The sequence below is a fragment of the Aquimarina spinulae genome (assembly GCF_943373825.1).
Lineage (GTDB): Bacteria > Bacteroidota > Bacteroidia > Flavobacteriales > Flavobacteriaceae > Aquimarina > Aquimarina spinulae.
In genome coordinates, this window is sequence record NZ_CALSBP010000002.1 from 766,952 (window position 1) to 783,636 (window position 16,685).

General features: G+C 32.0%; 17 protein-coding genes. 12 read left to right on the forward strand and 5 right to left on the reverse strand.

Annotated features, from left to right (window positions below):
* Positions 1–92: 92 nt before the first annotated feature.
* Positions 93–764 carry a YceI family protein gene (locus tag NNH57_RS08970; protein ID WP_074408764.1) on the forward strand — a complete coding sequence of 224 codons (672 nt, stop codon included), beginning with the start codon at positions 93–95 and terminating at the stop codon, positions 762–764.
* 53 nt (positions 765–817) lie between these two features.
* Here NNH57_RS08970 and NNH57_RS08975 read toward each other — a convergent pair whose 3' ends face one another.
* From NNH57_RS08975 to NNH57_RS08985, 3 genes are all read right to left on the reverse strand, one after another.
* Positions 818–1,735, reverse strand: coding sequence for a TIGR01777 family oxidoreductase (locus NNH57_RS08975; protein ID WP_074408765.1), 918 nt, complete (start codon positions 1,733–1,735; stop codon positions 818–820).
* A 132-nt stretch (positions 1,736–1,867) separates the two neighbouring features.
* Complete coding sequence (gene mnmC2 / locus NNH57_RS08980; RefSeq protein ID WP_108807859.1) at positions 1,868–2,548, reverse strand: tRNA (5-methylaminomethyl-2-thiouridine)(34)-methyltransferase MnmC2; 681 nt, start codon at positions 2,546–2,548, stop codon at positions 1,868–1,870.
* Positions 2,549–2,559: 11 nt separating this feature from the next.
* On the reverse strand, positions 2,560–3,066 hold the full coding sequence (locus tag NNH57_RS08985) for a DUF4920 domain-containing protein (protein ID WP_074408766.1): 507 nt from the start codon (positions 3,064–3,066) through the stop codon (positions 2,560–2,562).
* A 322-nt stretch (positions 3,067–3,388) separates the two neighbouring features.
* Between NNH57_RS08985 and NNH57_RS08990 the strand changes: the two genes are divergently transcribed.
* A complete protein-coding gene (locus NNH57_RS08990; protein ID WP_108807808.1) occupies positions 3,389–4,456 on the forward strand; it encodes a branched-chain amino acid aminotransferase in 1,068 nt (355 codons plus the stop codon).
* 96 nt (positions 4,457–4,552) lie between these two features.
* On the opposite strand, the gene NNH57_RS08995 is transcribed toward NNH57_RS08990, so the two are convergent.
* Positions 4,553–4,939 (reverse strand): pyrophosphohydrolase domain-containing protein, encoded by a 387-nt coding sequence (locus NNH57_RS08995; RefSeq protein ID WP_108807807.1) that lies wholly within the window; start codon positions 4,937–4,939, stop codon positions 4,553–4,555.
* Positions 4,940–4,983: 44 nt separating this feature from the next.
* Here NNH57_RS08995 and NNH57_RS09000 point away from each other — a divergent pair, with 44 nt between their 5' ends.
* From NNH57_RS09000 to NNH57_RS09025, 6 genes are all read left to right on the forward strand, one after another.
* Positions 4,984–5,175: a hypothetical protein gene (locus NNH57_RS09000; protein ID WP_035096817.1), complete on the forward strand. Its 192-nt coding sequence runs from the start codon at positions 4,984–4,986 to the stop codon at positions 5,173–5,175.
* Between the two features lie 459 nt (positions 5,176–5,634).
* Positions 5,635–6,759: a hypothetical protein gene (locus NNH57_RS09005; RefSeq protein WP_108807806.1), complete on the forward strand. Its 1,125-nt coding sequence runs from the start codon at positions 5,635–5,637 to the stop codon at positions 6,757–6,759.
* A 19-nt stretch (positions 6,760–6,778) separates the two neighbouring features.
* Positions 6,779–7,216: a hypothetical protein gene (locus NNH57_RS09010; protein ID WP_108807805.1), complete on the forward strand. Its 438-nt coding sequence runs from the start codon at positions 6,779–6,781 to the stop codon at positions 7,214–7,216.
* A complete protein-coding gene (locus NNH57_RS09015) occupies positions 7,216–9,021 on the forward strand; it encodes an ATP-binding protein (protein WP_108807804.1) in 1,806 nt (601 codons plus the stop codon). The genes NNH57_RS09010 and NNH57_RS09015 overlap by 1 nt, the downstream gene beginning before the upstream one ends.
* Positions 9,018–9,644: a response regulator gene (locus NNH57_RS09020; protein WP_108807803.1), complete on the forward strand. Its 627-nt coding sequence runs from the start codon at positions 9,018–9,020 to the stop codon at positions 9,642–9,644. Before NNH57_RS09015 ends, NNH57_RS09020 begins: the two co-directional genes overlap by 4 nt.
* A 108-nt stretch (positions 9,645–9,752) precedes the next feature.
* Entirely contained in the window at positions 9,753–11,015 is a 1,263-nt protein-coding gene (locus NNH57_RS09025) for a hypothetical protein (RefSeq protein WP_108807802.1), read from the forward strand.
* An 83-nt stretch (positions 11,016–11,098) separates the two neighbouring features.
* Here the strand turns inward: NNH57_RS09025 and NNH57_RS09030 are convergent, their stop codons facing one another.
* Positions 11,099–13,150, reverse strand: coding sequence for a dipeptidyl-peptidase 3 family protein (locus tag NNH57_RS09030; RefSeq protein WP_108807801.1), 2,052 nt, complete (start codon positions 13,148–13,150; stop codon positions 11,099–11,101).
* 92 nt (positions 13,151–13,242) lie between these two features.
* Here NNH57_RS09030 and NNH57_RS09035 point away from each other — a divergent pair, with 92 nt between their 5' ends.
* The 4 genes from NNH57_RS09035 to NNH57_RS09050 all read left to right on the forward strand — a co-directional run bounded on the left by NNH57_RS09035 (position 13,243) and on the right by NNH57_RS09050 (position 16,602).
* Positions 13,243–14,277, forward strand: coding sequence for an SRPBCC family protein (locus NNH57_RS09035; protein ID WP_074408775.1), 1,035 nt, complete (start codon positions 13,243–13,245; stop codon positions 14,275–14,277).
* 148 nt (positions 14,278–14,425) lie between these two features.
* The gene (crcB, locus tag NNH57_RS09040) at positions 14,426–14,791 is read left to right on the forward strand and encodes a fluoride efflux transporter CrcB (RefSeq protein WP_024772137.1); all 366 of its coding nucleotides are present in this window, start codon (positions 14,426–14,428) and stop codon (positions 14,789–14,791) included.
* 41 nt (positions 14,792–14,832) lie between these two features.
* Entirely contained in the window at positions 14,833–15,171 is a 339-nt protein-coding gene (locus NNH57_RS09045; RefSeq protein ID WP_074408776.1) for a P-II family nitrogen regulator, read from the forward strand.
* A 321-nt stretch (positions 15,172–15,492) separates the two neighbouring features.
* Entirely contained in the window at positions 15,493–16,602 is a 1,110-nt protein-coding gene (locus tag NNH57_RS09050; RefSeq protein ID WP_108807858.1) for a porin, read from the forward strand.
* Positions 16,603–16,685: the final 83 nt, after the last annotated feature.

A 16,685-nucleotide genomic window follows, 5' to 3' on the forward strand; every position in this document is an offset into this window, starting at 1 on the left:
ATAATGTCACAGGATTTTTTTAGTATATATTTAAGAGTATTCTTTATATAAAAAAATAATTTTGACATCATTTTTAACTAAAACTAATATTTATGAAAATTAAATTTGTTAGCACACTTGTTATTACTGTGCTTCTAATAACTGCTTATTCTTGTAAAGGAGAAAAACAAAACGAAACAGAAGCTAATACTCCAGAGGAGGTAAAAGAAGCTCCAATTGAAGCTATTACGTATAATGTAGATGTTGCATCAAGCGCTATAGACTGGGTTGGTTCTAAACCTTTAGAAAAACATACAGGGACATTAAAACTAGCTAGTGGTACACTTGAAACTAAAGACGGAGCTATCACAAGCGGATCTTTTACCATTGATATGACCTCTATAAATGTTACTGATCTTGAAGGAGATGACAAAGCTTATCTAGAAGGACATCTTAAAGGAGAAGGAGAAGGAAAAGAAGATCATTTCTTTAATGTTGCTAAATTTCCGAAAGCTGTTTTTGAAGTAACCGGAATTACAGAAAAAGAAGGAAAAACTTTTATTGATGGAAATCTAACTATAAAAGGCACTAAGAAAAACATCTCATTTCCTGCCACAACTTCTGTTGAAGGTGATGTAATAACATTAAACACTGAAGTGTTTACTATTAATCGCACAGAATGGGGCGTAAATTATGGATCTAAATCGGTTTTTGAGAACCTAGGAGACAAATTCATTAATGATGATATCGAAATAAAGATTAGCCTTAAAGCTAATAAAGCTTAATCCCGTTTTCTTTATAAAAACTATAACCGGTACTCATAAGAGTATCGGTTTTTTTATCTAGTCTCTTCATTAATAAGTACATCTACTGCTGAAGCTATATTATCAAAATTAAAATCAAATCCTGTAGTAGAAATCTTATTACTACTAACTCGCTGACTAGAAAACAAAAGGCTGTGCATTTCTCCAAGAAACAATTTCATTGTTAGTCTTGGTACATTAGGCAAAATTATTTTTTTATTTAATTTCTCTGCTATAGTATTCATTAGTTTTTTGTTAGAAACAGGATTAGGGGCCACAGCATTAAAAACTCCTGTTAACTCTTCTTCTATAACAAACATAAACATGCGAGCCAGATCATTAACATGAATCCAGCTTTGCCATTGTTTACCATTTCCGAAAAAAGCTCCCATTCCAAATCGTATAGGTTTTGCCATTTTAGGAAAAGCTCCTCCTTTCTCAGACAAAACCAATCCAATACGAAGTAAACTAACTTCGACATCTAACGTTTTAAACTGCAAGACAGCATTCTCCCATTGAGTAACTACTTCTCCTAAAAATCCAGTGTCACGCCCTGGAGTATCTTCTGTATAATAATTCTGAAAAGAATCTGGATATATACCAATAGCACTTGCAGAAACAATATGCCTAACCGAATGTTTTATATTTTTTAAGGATTCTAAAATAAGAGAAGCAGTATGTGTTCTGCTTTCTAATATTTCTTTTTTATAAGAAGATGTCCATCGTTTTGCTACAGTCGCTCCAACTAGATTAACAATCACTTCTACATCATTAAAACAATCGGTATCGATTTCTCCTTTTTTTGGATCCCAAAAGTAACCCGTATAATTCGTTTTAGAACTTAGTTTATCTTTACTAGTGGTGAGGTAGTTTACTTCGATTCCAGATTGATGGCACAGATTAACTATTTCCTGACCTACCAAACCTGTTGCACCAGTAATTAAAACTTTCACTTGTCTAAATTTTAGTGATTATTGGATGATTAATTTACTGCAAAATACTACCGACTTACAATAAAACCTATCTCTTTATTATAGCTTTAACATACGTTTAGTATTCTTCTAACTTCCTAATAAATAGTATATTTATGATTTTACTTTTGTAGCTCTAAGCATTTCTCGTTTTCCTGGTGGCCCGGGAAGTCTTTCTACTACAAAACCTACCTCTTGCATTGCACGTCTTACACTACCTTTTGCCGCATAAGTAACCAAAACTCCTCTCGAACGAAGTGCTTCATACATCTTTCTAAAAATCTCTATTGTCCAAAGTTCGGGTTGTACCCTAGCTCCAAAAGCATCAAAATAAATTAAATCAAAATTGTTTTTATCTATTATATCTGCAAAAAACTGCTTACGCTTAACGAGTTTAAAGTTCGAAGTGATGTCTACTGGCAATTCCCATAAAGATTGGTGCATTGTATCAAAAATCTGTTGTTTTTCTTTTACAGCAAGTACTTCGGGGTAATTCATGAGTTTGGCCTCGGGTAGTGCTACCGGATATCCTTCTATTCCAACATAATAAATTGGTAGATTAATTTTTTCTGCTTCAAGAAATGTTATAAAAGCATTTAAACCGGTTCCAAAACCTATCTCCATAATATCTAACGAACTAGGCTTATTTTTACTCAGAATATGATCGAATCCACTTTTAATAAATACATGCTTTGCTTCATTAATTGCACCATGTTTAGAATGGTAATGCTCATTCAATTCTGGTAAATGAATGGTTTTTGAACCATCGGCAGTGGTAATAATTTTACGTTGTATCTCTTCTTGCATTATTCTTGTATCAAAACACCTTCTGCTACAAAAGAATACGTTTTCTTAGGAGTTGTAATACTGGCAATTTCTTCTTCGGTTTTTCCTGCATCACTGGCAAAATGGCGTTGTTCGTCTACAGACATCTCAGTCACAAATGCTTTACCCTGAACAATTATAGTATCATTTTCTATATTCTTTGGTACAAAAAAACCATAATCTTTAAACTTTACCATAGTTTCTTTATCTCCATCCAAAGCTACTTTCACCCAACAACCTTTAGCCTTACAAACAGCATTTACCGTACTCGAAAAAGCAACTACTACGGTATCTCCTTCTTTTAAATTTTCATACTTTTCTGCTATTGCATCTCTATTATAAATATGATCTGAAGATACTTTATCACCAAAACTTTTATAATTTTCACTTGAAATATCCTTAACAGAAAAAAAGTTTTCTGTCTTAGTTGATGAATTACAACCTATTAGTACTAACAATCCTACAAAAAACAGTGCATTTTTTTTCATAATCCTTTATTATCTATATGTTTTACAAAATTAAACATTTTTAAAATTCTTATTTTATAAGAAAAAGGTATTTTTGTAGTGAATTAAAAGGATGTTAGTATTCCTTTGGTTTTGAGACAAAGAATATGATAATGAGCTGTAAAAAAGCCTAATGCTATCATTAACTTTTAAAAGATAAACCAGGTAAAACGAGCATTAAGAAATTTAGATATTCTTTTCTTCAAAGTAACTATTTAAATCTCTTACCATAGCATGTAGTGATTGCACTCATTCTTAACCTTTTAATCAATGTAATGTAAAATAATTAAAACGACTGAAACAAATGAAAAACACAATTTCTCAAGCCTTGAAAATTAGTGAAGTAAGTGAGTCCAAAATTGGACAAGTAGATTTTGAAAATCTTAATTTCGGGAAAATTTTTACAGATCATATGTTTGTCTGTGATTATGTGAATGGAGAATGGCAAACTCCAGAAATTGTTCCTTATGGTCCGCTCACTATGGAACCTTCTGCTCGTGTTTTTCATTATGGCCAAGCAGTTTTTGAAGGGATGAAAGCGTATAAAGATGATAATGGAGATACTTTTTTATTTAGACCCGATGAGAACTTTAAACGTATTAATATATCTGCAGAACGTTTGGCGATACCAGAATTTCCTGAAGATTACTTTTTTGAAGGTTTAAATGCCTTATTAAAGCTAGATGATGAATGGATTAAGCCTGGTTACGGAAATTCATTATACATACGCCCTTTTGTGATTGCAACTCAGGCAAGTGTTTCTGCTTCTGAAGCAGATGAATATAAGTTTATGATCATATGCTCACCTGCTCAATCCTATTATAGTGGAGATGTAAGTGTATTGGTTGCAGAAAAATTTAGTCGTTCTGCCAACGGAGGTTTTGGATATGCAAAAGCTGCCGGAAACTATGCAGGACAATTTTATCCAACAAAACTAGCACAAGAACAAGGATATCAACAAGTGATCTGGACCGACGCTAGTACTCATGAATATATGGAAGAGGCAGGAACGATGAATGTATTCTTTAGAGTTAATGATACTTTGCTTACTGCTCCGGTTAGTGATAGAATTCTTGATGGGGTCACTCGTAAAAGTTTAATTACTATTGCCGAAAAAGAAGGTATTAAAGTAGATGTCCGACCTGTTAAGGTTAGTGAAATTGTAGAAGCTGCAAAAAACGGAAGTCTAAAAGAAGTTTTTGGTGCAGGAACTGCTGCTGTGGTGAGCCCGGTAAAAGCTTTTGGGTATAAAGGAGAGCATTATGAAATCGAAAAGCAAGAAAATTCTTATGCTTCTCATTTCAAAAAAGCACTAATGGATATTCAATACAATAAAGCCGAAGATACTTTTGGATGGAGACAGAAAGTGTAGTCTAGACTGGAGGTCTGAGGTCTGAGGTCTGAAAATTATACCGACTATTTATAAAAGCAAAACTCCCGAAAAATATTTTTCGGGAGTTTTTGTTATTTATCGATCTAAGATTTCTTTAATATTGGGTTTAAAATAATTGGGTCCTTTAAGTACTTTACCATCCTCTCTGTAAATAGGTTGCCCATCTTCGCCCAGTTTACTCATGTTACTACGCTGGATCTCGTTAAATACTTCTTCTATCTTATGCTGCATCCCATGTTCGATAATAGTACCACATAAAATATATAGCATATCGCCCAATGCATCTGCAACTTCTACCAAATCTTTGTTTTGAGCAGCCTCAAAATATTCTTCATTCTCCTCTTTCATCAGGTTAAACCGAAGTGTATTTTTAGCTTCCCCCAAATCTGCTATAGGTTCGTTTTTATATCCTAGTTTAAATGAAGTGTGAAATTCTTGTACCGCAGCAATTTTATCTTTCATCAGTATATTTTTATAGATTATCTTTGCCGTAAAAATAACAATTTATGTTTAGTCAGGGCCAGTTAATATTTGCAGGATTTTTTGTCGTAGCATTTATCATCTTAATGATATTTAGCTATCGAAAAGATATCAAACTACATCGCAAATATTACAAGGGTAGTCTTTTTATTCTCATTGGTTTTATTATCTTTATTTTGTTGCTTTTTGCGTTAAAGACGTATTTACAGCCCGAGTAAACCACATTCACCCCCTAGAATTTCAGTCAAAATAGTTGCATTTTGGTTACTACCGTATTGATCCGTAACCTCCCTATCTTTTGGTTTTTTTCAAACCATTACGACGAAATACCTTGTATTGGGTATGGATTGACGCACTCTTTTTTAAGAGTTTTGGAGTAACTAAATAACTGAAATCATGGATAGAAAAACTACACCTCTTGCTAGACACAGAACAGTACCTAATATTTCTCCCCCATTCTTGTTTATCTTTACAATTCCATCGCACAAAACTTTTGGTTTGTTAGAATTCTCTTGGTAATTACTAAATTACCCATAAGTATATCTATCCTTAAGCTTACAAAATTCAGGAATAATCACTATATGAGAAATGTTTGGATAAGATTTCGAAATTAACATAATTGACAAGATTACTTTTTTTGTTTTTAAACATTTGTATAATCCAATAAATAACCTGTTTTGATTGAATTTAATTATATAAAAGAATCAAGTGCTAATAAAGCTCTTAAGTATTGGGGGAACTTTATAATACAATCTAAAAACGTACACTATGTAGCAGTAATAAAAAAAAACAGATTCCTCTATAGTTTAGAGATCGGCAAGAAAAAAAATAAATCATTTAATATAAATGAATATTTAACAGTTAACATCAATGATTTAAACTCAAAAGAAATAAAAAACCTGTATAAAACGGCACCGATTACCTTAAAAAGAGCTTTCCGTGTAAAGGCCTTGAAAAAAGTAAATTATTTGAAAAACATAAAATTCGCTATTAAAACTAGAGAAACTTCAAAATTTATAGTTGAAGATCCTGTACTAAAAATCAATAAAGACTTTAATGAGAATGAAAATCAAAATAGAAATAGGGTGCTTCAAGGGGGAATTAAAATATGTAATCTAAAAATGTTTACAGGTACATTAGGAGGCATCTTTACTCTCAAAGATTTTCCAAATAGTTACTTTGGAATTTCAAACTGGCATGTTCTTGCAGAAGGAGTTAAATTAGGGAGTGCAATAATTCAACCAAGATCACTAGGCTACAGAACTCAACAAGAAGTTAAAAAACATCAATGTGGTAATTTATTTTGGGGAAGTCTTGATCGAAAAAAAGAAGCAGCATTTGTTCATTTCAATAAGTCAAATATTGAATTTATTAAATCCCACAACTCTTGTGGATATAAGCTCAGCGGAAAAATAGCTAAACCAATTTTAGGAGAGTTAGTTACAAAATGTGGTAGTAAAACAGGATGTAATGGTAATGATCGTCTCTGTGGTTTTAAAACTTTATATTCTACGAATGCAATAATAAAAATTGATGATGCCAGATATAGTGACAACCCAATTTTTGAAAATCAATTATTGATAGAAAATTTTTCCAACTCAGGGGATTCAGGTTCATTAATCGTAAATAAAAAAAAGGATGTTATAGGATTACTCTTTGCTGGAACTATTAATAATTCAAATTTCTCAGTTGCAAATGACATAAATAACATTTTCAACAAAAGATTTAACATAAGCCAAAACATAAAATTTAATAACAACAATCTACATCTCAACAAATTTGAATTAAACGAATTTATTTAATATTAAAAACCAACATACAATGAAAAAAGATCCAAAAATTTATTTAAGTACTTTAAAAGGTCAAGCTTCAACATTTACTTTTTTTAAGGATATTGATCTGGAAATTACAGTCAATGTAAAATGGAAAAACAACCAAATTGATGAAATGGAATTTGTTTCTGACGGGAAAGGGATTATCAAATATAAAATTTTAGATATTAACCCATGTAAAAGTGACACTATACATGATTTTTATATGATTCATTTATACCAACACACGGATGTAACAATACCAGATCCTTCTATATTTAATGCAAGTAGTAAAAGTCACATAAAAGGCTTAAAATTCGTCAAGAAGCACGATTCTGCATTATTCTTTTTTAATGTATATTCCAAACCACCTTCAAAAATCAATAAATGTAAATTTAACCAAGCACAACCAGAAACTAAAGACGGAAGTATAATAGTAAGTATTTAATGATTAACTATAAATATAAAATTTCTAAATTTTTACCAGTAATATTCTGTATTACTGGTTTTTGCTATGGACAAAACGACATTTTTAAACAAGTACAATCACACCTTGATCAATTTCAGTTAGACTCTGCTTCAATCTACCTCCAAAAAGCTAAGTCCCCGTCAAATAATTTTCAAATAGGGTTATATCATTACTATTCTGGAGTAATCCTGAAAAAAAAAGATTTACATGACCTAGGATTTAAAGAATTATTAAAAGCAAAAAATTACTTTATTGTCTCAGATAGTCTCAAACAATTAGCTAATACTAATTATGAAATTTATGAATTATTAATGCATCAACAACATTTAAAAATTGATCCTATTCCATATCTAAACGATTTCATTAGTTATGCGGACTCAATTCAAGATCCGTTATTTCTTGCAAAAAGTTATTCGAAAACTGCAGGAATACACTTGCAACTTAATGATCTTGACAACACTCTGGATTTTTATAAAAAATCAATACAAGAACTTAAAAAAATCAACGACACTTTACGAATAGCATTAATAGAAATGAATATTGGCTTAGCTTTTAATACTATTGAAAAAAAAGCCGATTCTGCTTTTTATTACTTTAAAAAAACTCTTCCTGTTTTCGAAAAACTCGGTATGAAACAATTTATTTCTATTAATTATAATAATCAAGCCAAAACATATGAGAATATTGGAGATAAAGAGACTGCACATTATTATTTCAAGCAAGCAAGCAAAATAAATCTACAAGAAAACATCATTAAAACAAGGGTAATCTATTACGAAAATAGAGTAAAACATTATAAAGATAAGAATGATTGTAAAAATGCCCTTGAATACGCCGAAAAGTTATTAGCTATCAATGACACAATAGACAATCAATCACAAAACAATGCCATTATTGAAGCTGAAAATAAATATAGAGCCGCAGAAAAAGAAAAAGAAATAGTTCAACTCTTAAACACTAATCTTAAAACCGAAGCTAGCAGAGTACAAAACAGAAATCTACTAATAGGGTCACTTTCTCTTATCTTAGTTGGCTCAATATTCGTATTTCTTATATATAAAAACACCAAACGCAAACAACGTATCGCAGAACAAGAACGGGAAATACAAATTCAAAAAACAGAAAAGCTACTTAAAGAACAAGAGCTTACTGCTATCGATGCTATGATATCCGGGCAAGAAAAAGAACGGCAACGCCTGGCTAACGAATTACATGATAACCTAGGAAGCACACTCGCTACGGTGAAACTTCATTTTCAGCATATACAACACAATAAAGACAATCCTAAAGTTGAACATATAGCAGAATTGTATACCAAAACAAATGCACTATTAGATGAAGCCTACCAAAAAGTACGTACCATTGCTCATGAAAAAAATAGTGGAGTTATGGCTAATCAAGGATTGCTACCTGCAGTTAAAAAACTCGCTAAAAAAGTATCTAATGGCGATGGTTTGCATATCGAAGTACAGGATTATGGGCTAGAAGAACGATTGGATAATGCTTTAGAAATATCGATCTTTAGGATGATACAAGAGCTCATTACCAATACTATTAAACATGCCAATGCATCAGAAATCCATATCTCTTTAACCAATCATGATTCGCTTTTAAATATCATTATAGAGGATAATGGTAAAGGGTTTGATGCCAAAATATTACCTAAAAAAGAAGGAATGGGGCTAAGAAACATCGAAAAACGAGTAGAACACCTTCAAGGAACCTTCGAGATTGATTCTACCATAGGAAAAGGAACTAATATTATTATAAATATACCCATATGATCACAGTAGCTATTGCAGAAGACCACCAATCTCTTATCGATGGTGTAGAACTTCTTCTTCGGTATGAAGAAGAAATTAGTATTGTTGGTATGGCAAATGATGGAGAAGAGTTACTTAACATCATAAGAAGAAAACAACCCAAAGTTGTGCTTACCGATATCAGAATGCCTAAAATTGATGGTATCGCGGCCACCAAAATCATTAAAAAAGAATTTCCTCATACCAAAATTATTGCCTTCTCTATGTTTGACCAAGAAGATGCTGTTCGACAGATGATCGACGCAGGAGCTTCTGGATATTTACTTAAAAATTCACCCCTGGAAGAAGTATTAACAGCTATACAACACGTAGCAAAAGGAGAGACTTATTTTGATGCTGATATTGACCCATCACTCTTTTCTAAAGACGCCAAACAAGCTCCTAAAAAGCAACTGTTATCAAAAAGTGAACGGGAAATCTTAAAACTTATCGGACAAGGAAAAACCTCATCAGAGATCGCTGCTATTCGTTTTAATTCGGTTTCTACTGTAGAAACCCACCGTAAAAATATAATACGTAAACTGGGGCTTCATGGTAAAGGAGAATTATTGCGCTATGCCATTGAGAAAAAGTATGATTTTTAGGTAACTCTCCACTTCTTAAAAAGATAAATATACCCTGCCATGGGTATTTTTTTGTGCTCGATTGCGAGGTAGTTTTGGTATGCATTAAATAACTAAAATTATTCAAAAATGAAAAAAATAGTACTATTGCTTTTCGTTACTTTTCTAAGTATTAATGCAAAAGCACAAACCGCTAAAATTAGTCTAACCGCTAAAAAAATAAAAAAAAGCCTATATCTTCGATTAGACAACAAAGATATACTTAGGTATGGAACTAAAGCTGAAGAAATTAATCAAAAAACACCCAAAACCAAAACTTTTGCAAGCAATAATGAAAGTATTACAATATATATAAAACCCTTAAATCCAATCACTAAAGAAATCACCGTAAATAATAAAACAATAGAAAATACAAATTTCAAAGAATCCCAAGAGGTGTTATCACAAATTATAAGTACAATAAATAAAACGGGACAGCTAAGCTTAAAAGCCAATCCAAATCCAAATCAAAACAAACTTACATTTAATGATATTGTGGATAAAACTGTAATTCATATCAACCAAATTAATTATGATAACTATCAAAACATAATAGATTCTATTGAAACCAATATCGGTAAGTTGAAAAAAATTGTTTCGATTAAAAGCAAAACCTTAAACAAAAACAACAATCTGAATAGTAATCTTTTAGAATGGTATAAAGCAACTAAGAATTATGAGAAAGAGGTAGAAATAATAGTCATCATTAAAAACTATTATGATCAACTTAAAACTTGGACTGAAAAAATGAGTAAAAATAATTTTGATGAACTGCAACCAGTGGATGATTTAGCTAAAGATAGTATTAAAGTCGTAGAGATAAGTATTTCAGATAGAATTCTGGAATATGATGCTTCCAAAAAAGTTTTATCACTTAAGAAACAAGAAAAACCAATTACAGAAAATATTTTAAATTTTGAAAAATTTAGTCGGTTTATTCCAGAGGTAGTACCAGCCATTGTATATACTGATCTATCATTTCCTCAATATGGTACTGAAACAAATGATAACGATGAACAAATATTAGTTAAGACTGACGATAAAAGTTTTAATAAAATTAACGTAGGTTTAATGGTCAATTTTAATTACAATATGGGGTACGATGAATTTATCCCCTTTTTTCAAATTGGTGCAGGACCTACCAAAAAATTCCCTATCCTATTTAGCGGAGTCGGTATGAGACTTAATAATCGATTCATGATATCAGGAGGTACTGCATGGACATGGATCAACGAACTTTCTTCATTAAACGTTGGAGATGTAATATCTGGGACAGCTGAAATAGAAAATGATCAGGCTTTTAAATTTAGGACTACGCCCAAGTTTTATTTTAGTCTTCAAATAAAAATATAAAACATCTATACCTGTAGAAAAAAAGCGTCCTTTCAATAATTTACATTGAAAGGACGTTTTTATATTCTTTTTAAAAACAAAGGTTAATTCACCTCTGGTAAGAAGTTATAATTCTTACTGTACCATAACATCTGTTCTTCAAAGGTTTTAGGTTGGAATATTTCAAAACCTATAATCTCATCTGCATCATCCGTTTTTGGTACTAAAACAGGATTTACAAAACCACTATATGGTGCAGATGTAAATTGCTTGTTACGTTCTAATACTTCTGCATGCACTGCCTGATCAACTTTTACACCATATCCTTCTACCAATTCTTCTGCTGCTTTATAATCTCCTTCAGATTTGATACGTTGCGTCTCTCTTAATAAACGTCCAAAAATTTCGCGCAACTTAGCATAATCATTAATATTAAAGTAGGTTTTTCCTTCTCTACTTACTTTTTCGATGACATTATCTTTCTTTCCTTGCTCAAAAGCCCAGCCACTTACCCACTGGCGATTACGCATATGAGCTTCTTCTACATCATCGCCAAGGTTTAAACGAATCAATTGTGTCATTAATCCATTTCTAATATATCCATCATAAGCAGCTTTACCTGTCTTTTCCCAATCTTCAACTAATCCTAGTTCTTGTAATTTTGGATCCATTAAGTAGTATAACCCAACTAAATCAGCACGACCTTCTTCCATAGTAGAAGCATAGTTTTTTAATGTTTCTTTAGTTTCTCCTACTCCAGGATTTAATTTTCCAGATGCATGACCAACTACTTCGTGTAATGCCGTATGTAATTTATCTCCTAATTGCCCATATTTTTCTTCTAGTTCGAACTCTTCATCATCATGTACAAACTCTTTTAAACGTCCTGAACCACCAGCATTATTATAAGCACCAATAATATTTCCTAAGGATACAGATTTAGAACCAACAGCAGCTCTAATCCAATTTGCATTAGGAAGGTTTACTCCTATAGGTGTGCTTGGCGATGCATCTCCTGCTTCTCCCGCAACAGCTACTACTTTATACGAAACTCCTACCACACTATCTTTTTTATGAGCATCCATTAATGGAGAATTATCTTCAAACCATTGCGCATTTTCTGATAGTACAGACATTTTTTTAGACATATCAAAATCCTTGATCTGTACAATAGTTTCATAAGAACCTCTATATCCTAATGGATCATTATATACCTCAATAAAACTATTAATGTAATCTATATTACCATCAGTAGCTGCTGTCCATGCCACATTATAATCATCCCAGGTTTGTAGATTTCCCGTTTTATAATATTCGATCAATAATCCCAAAGCATCTCCCTGAGCTTCATTTTCTGCTACACCTTTTGCTTTTTCTAACCATTTGATAATTTCGTCGATTGCAGCTCCATATAATCCTCCTGACTTATATACTCGCTCTTTTAATTTTCCATTCTCTTTTACCAACTGAGAGTTTAAACCAAAGGACAAAGGTTTCTCTTCATTCGGAGATTTCATTTTACCATAAAACGAAGTAACATCGTTATTGGTAACGCCAGGCCCATAAAAATTAACTGCAGATAGCGCTACATTATCAACTCCTTTTGCTTGATTTACTTTTTTAGCATCTTGATCATTAAAAATCACTTCATATACCTCTTTAGATACTTCTGTACCTGTAGTTGCAAGAAGAGAGCTAAAATAATCCTGGCTAAATTCTGGCTTGATTTTATCATTACTATAATGGTGATGAATCCCATTAGAGAACCAAACTCGTTTTAGATACGTTTCAAAAGCTTTCCAGTCTGCATCACTCTTATTACCTTCATAAGAAGTGTAGATTTTTTCTAATGCTTTTCTAATAGTAAGATTATGACGGTAATTCTGATCCCACATAATATCTCTTCCACTTAACCCAGCCTTAGTAAGATAATATACTAATTTCTGTTCTTTCAAAGTAAGATTATCCCAGCCTGGTATTTGGTATCTTAAAATTTTAAGATCTGCAAATTGCTCTACAACATAATCAAACTTTTCCTCTGTTACCTCCTGCTTTTGTTCCTGTTGGTCAATTTGATCCTTAACACTTGGATCCTTTTTACATGCAATCATTAAACTAGTGATCGCTATAAAAAATAATATTCTGTCGAGTTTCATTTATTTTATTTTATTGTTTTGACAAATGTAACAAAATAAAAGGATGTTAAAATTGTTTATATTAGCTGACCAAACAATCTAAACTAACTAACATGAAAATAGTAAAATATTTATTTTTTCTATTATTATTAGTAATAATTGGCGGAGCTGTTTATGTTGCTACCATAGACGGTGAGTTTCAAGTAGAAGAAAGTAGAGTAATCGATGCTCCTGATGAATTGTTATTTACTACAATCAATGAGTATAGAACCTGGGATAAATGGGGGCCTTGGATGGATGAATCTGATGATTTTATTATGGAGTATCCAGAAAAAACAAGTGGTGAAGGTGCTTCTTATAGTTGGAAAAGCGAAACAGAAGGAGATGGTAAAATGGAGACCATAAAAACTTCTCCATTTACCAGCATAGATCAAAAAATTACCTTTATCACTCCTATGGGTGAAAGCAAAAGTGATGTGTACTGGAAATTTGAGAAAATTGAAGGTAAAAAGACTAAAGTAACCTGGGGTATGAAAGGTGAACAATCTTTTATGGAAAAAGCATTCTGGGCTACTCAAGATAGTAGTATATCGAAAATGCTAAAACCTATGTATGCTCGCGGACTCGAAAAACTCGATGCATTTACTGATGAAAAAATGAAAAAATATACGGTTCATGTAGATGGAATCACAGAACATGGGGGCGGTTTCTATATGTATAGTGCTACTGCTTCTTCAATAGCCATAATTCCTGAAAAAATGAAGGAAATGATCCCCGCAGTGGATACGTATATGAAACAAAACAATCTTCCGCGAACAGGAATGCCATTTACACTATATAACGAGTATAACGAAGAACAGGGAACTGCAATTTTCTCTACTGCAATACCAACCAGAGATAAAGTAGTTACGCCAAAAGAAAGTGCTATTCTTTGTGATTTTTTACCAAGGCAGAAAGTGGTTAAAACCACACTTAAAGGAGATTACAATAATCTAAAAGAAGCATGGGAAGCTGGTTATAAATATATTGCAGAAAATAACTTAGAACCCAATACAGAATCTGCAGCTTTTGAAGTATATCGGGTAGAACCAACATTACAACCAAATCCTGCTGAGTGGGTTACCGAAATTTATATTCCAATAAAATAACACCTTATAAACTGCATTCTATGATTTGATAGAATGCAGTTTATACATTAGAATATATAGAGTAATTAATTGATAGTATATCGTTGAAAACTCTATGCAAACATACATTAATGCTACCCTGGGCTTAAAAAAACAATAGATAAAACAGATGAAACAAATACTCTTGGTATTTATCGGAGGGGGCACAGGTAGCATCGCACGTTATCTTATAAGTAAATACCTTAATAGTTCTTCTACAGGAATCCCATATGGTACCTTTACAGCTAATATTTTAGGCAGTCTCTTTATTGGGATTATTCTCGGGCTAGCTCTTAAAAACAATGTAATATCACAAAACACAGTTACCCTTTTGGCAACCGGTTTTTGCGGGGGATTTACCACCTTTTCTACATTTGCTTATGAAAATCATGTGTTACTAAAATCTGGAGATTTTATCAATTTCATCATCTATGCTGCTGGATCATTTGTAGTTGGAGTTCTTTTCATATTTTTAGGGATGTTTATAGTAAAATAATACTATAAAAATAGACCAGAGATCAATTCTAATAAAGGCTTATGAAAAAAATTGAAGCAATTATACGCAAATCAAAATTCGAAGCTGTAAAAGAAGCTTTACATAAAATTGAAGTAAATTTCTTTACCTATTGGGATGTAACAGGTGTTGGTAATGAAAAGAAAGGCCATGTATACAGAGGGATCACCTATAATACATCTGATATACCACGTAGATACTTATCCATAGTGATCTCTGATGAATTTGAAGAAAAAACAATTCGTACACTAATTGATTCTGCCAAAACCGGAGAGGTCGGTGACGGAAAAATATTTGTATCAAATATTCAGGATGCTTACAGAATTAGAACTGAAGAAAAAGGCAATCAGGCATTATATTAAATTTTTAATGTATTAATCTCCTCAATACCTTTTACCTAAATATACCTATATCGTTTTTTTGATCACCTTCTACTTTCTAATGTATTTATTAAAGTCTTTTTAGATCAAAACAAGCACATATCATAAGAAAAGCTCAAAAACACGCTTTTAAATCCTTAAAATACACTAAAATAAAAACTATACCCTAATTTTAATAGGGTATAAATTACAAAATTTGTAAAAATATACATATATACCCTATTTTTTAATGGGTCAAATTTGTTTTTATATAGTTTTATCGTTCCAATTAAAAACTAATTATAACGGTAATCAATGTTTATTATGAAAACAAAAACCACCACATTTTTAAAAAAAGTAACTCTTTTTACTTTAATCTTATTAAGTTCCAAAGTTATTAGCCAGGAAGAAAAACCAGAACCAACATTAGATAAGTTATTATCTAAAATAAACTTATCAGGATCTATTGACGGATACTACAGGTACAATTTTGAAGCTCCTAATAACAACTCGGTAGCTCCAAAAACATTATTCGCAAACGATAATGGTTTTGCATTAAGTATGGCTAATACTATTTTGGAATATGAAGGCGAAAAAGTTGGGTTTGTAGCCGATCTTGTCTTTGGACCCAGAGGAGAAGATGCTGTATTTAATTCTGATGATTCTGCTCAAATTATTAACCAGTTATTTGTCTACTGGGATGTAACCGAAAGCATTAAACTAACCTTCGGTAATTTCAATACTTTTATAGGGTATGAAGTGATTTCACCAACTGGAAATTTTAATTATTCTACTTCGTATATGTTTTCATACGGCCCTTTCTCACATACTGGCTTGAAAGCAGATATTGCAATAAGTAAAAAATGGTCTGCTATGCTTGCTGTAATGAACCCTAGTGATTATACAGACAGTAATCCATTTGACACCTATATCGCTGGAGCACAAATAGGATATACCCTGAATAATGGTAGTGCTTTTCTAAATTTCAGATATGGTAATGAAGGAGAACCAGGAGAAGTAGGCCCTACTTTTCAGGTAGATCTTACTACAGGATGGGATCTCACACAAGATTTTTATCTTGGTGTAAATACAACCTATGTAACTACAGAACCACAAGAAAACGGAGATGCTTCTGGGTTTTATGGAGTAGCACTATATCCTCAATACAAAACATCTAAAAAATTCGCTATAGGAATAAGAGGAGAATATTTCTCGGTTTATAATGGTGGATTAACAGATGTAATTGGACTAAACACACAAGGTGATGGAGATGTTATTACAGCTACCCTAACAGGAAATTATACGATTGGAGAGTTAACGCTTAAACCAGAATTAAGAATCGATGCTACTTCTGAAGATTCCTTTTTAGATAATGATAGAGAAGCTACAAAAAGTCTTTCTTCTTTTGTGCTAGGAGCAGTATACAAATTTTAATATATCTATTTTATAGAGCAAAAGCGTCCTGAGCAATCAGAACGCTTTTTTTTATTAACACTCAGAACACTTTTGTTATTAAA

Excerpts from the sequence above, each read along its gene's own strand:
- NNH57_RS09045 (WP_074408776.1), top strand. The coding sequence starts at position 14,833 with ATGAAAAAAATTGAAGCAATTATACGCAAATCAAAATTCGAAGCTGTA.
- NNH57_RS09030 (WP_108807801.1), bottom strand. The coding sequence starts at position 13,150 with ATGAAACTCGACAGAATATTATTTTTTATAGCGATCACTAGTTTAATG.
- NNH57_RS09035 (WP_074408775.1), top strand. The coding sequence starts at position 13,243 with ATGAAAATAGTAAAATATTTATTTTTTCTATTATTATTAGTAATAATT.
- NNH57_RS08985 (WP_074408766.1), bottom strand. The coding sequence starts at position 3,066 with ATGAAAAAAAATGCACTGTTTTTTGTAGGATTGTTAGTACTAATAGGT.
- NNH57_RS09050 (WP_108807858.1), top strand. The coding sequence starts at position 15,493 with ATGAAAACAAAAACCACCACATTTTTAAAAAAAGTAACTCTTTTTACT.
- crcB (WP_024772137.1), top strand. The coding sequence starts at position 14,426 with ATGAAACAAATACTCTTGGTATTTATCGGAGGGGGCACAGGTAGCATC.
- NNH57_RS08995 (WP_108807807.1), bottom strand. The coding sequence starts at position 4,939 with ATGAAAGATAAAATTGCTGCGGTACAAGAATTTCACACTTCATTTAAA.
- NNH57_RS09010 (WP_108807805.1), top strand. The coding sequence starts at position 6,779 with ATGAAAAAAGATCCAAAAATTTATTTAAGTACTTTAAAAGGTCAAGCT.
- NNH57_RS08970 (WP_074408764.1), top strand. The coding sequence starts at position 93 with ATGAAAATTAAATTTGTTAGCACACTTGTTATTACTGTGCTTCTAATA.
- NNH57_RS09025 (WP_108807802.1), top strand. The coding sequence starts at position 9,753 with ATGAAAAAAATAGTACTATTGCTTTTCGTTACTTTTCTAAGTATTAAT.
- NNH57_RS09020 (WP_108807803.1), top strand. The coding sequence starts at position 9,018 with ATGATCACAGTAGCTATTGCAGAAGACCACCAATCTCTTATCGATGGT.
- NNH57_RS09015 (WP_108807804.1), top strand. The coding sequence starts at position 7,216 with ATGATTAACTATAAATATAAAATTTCTAAATTTTTACCAGTAATATTC.
- NNH57_RS09000 (WP_035096817.1), top strand. The coding sequence starts at position 4,984 with ATGTTTAGTCAGGGCCAGTTAATATTTGCAGGATTTTTTGTCGTAGCA.
- NNH57_RS08990 (WP_108807808.1), top strand. The coding sequence starts at position 3,389 with ATGAAAAACACAATTTCTCAAGCCTTGAAAATTAGTGAAGTAAGTGAG.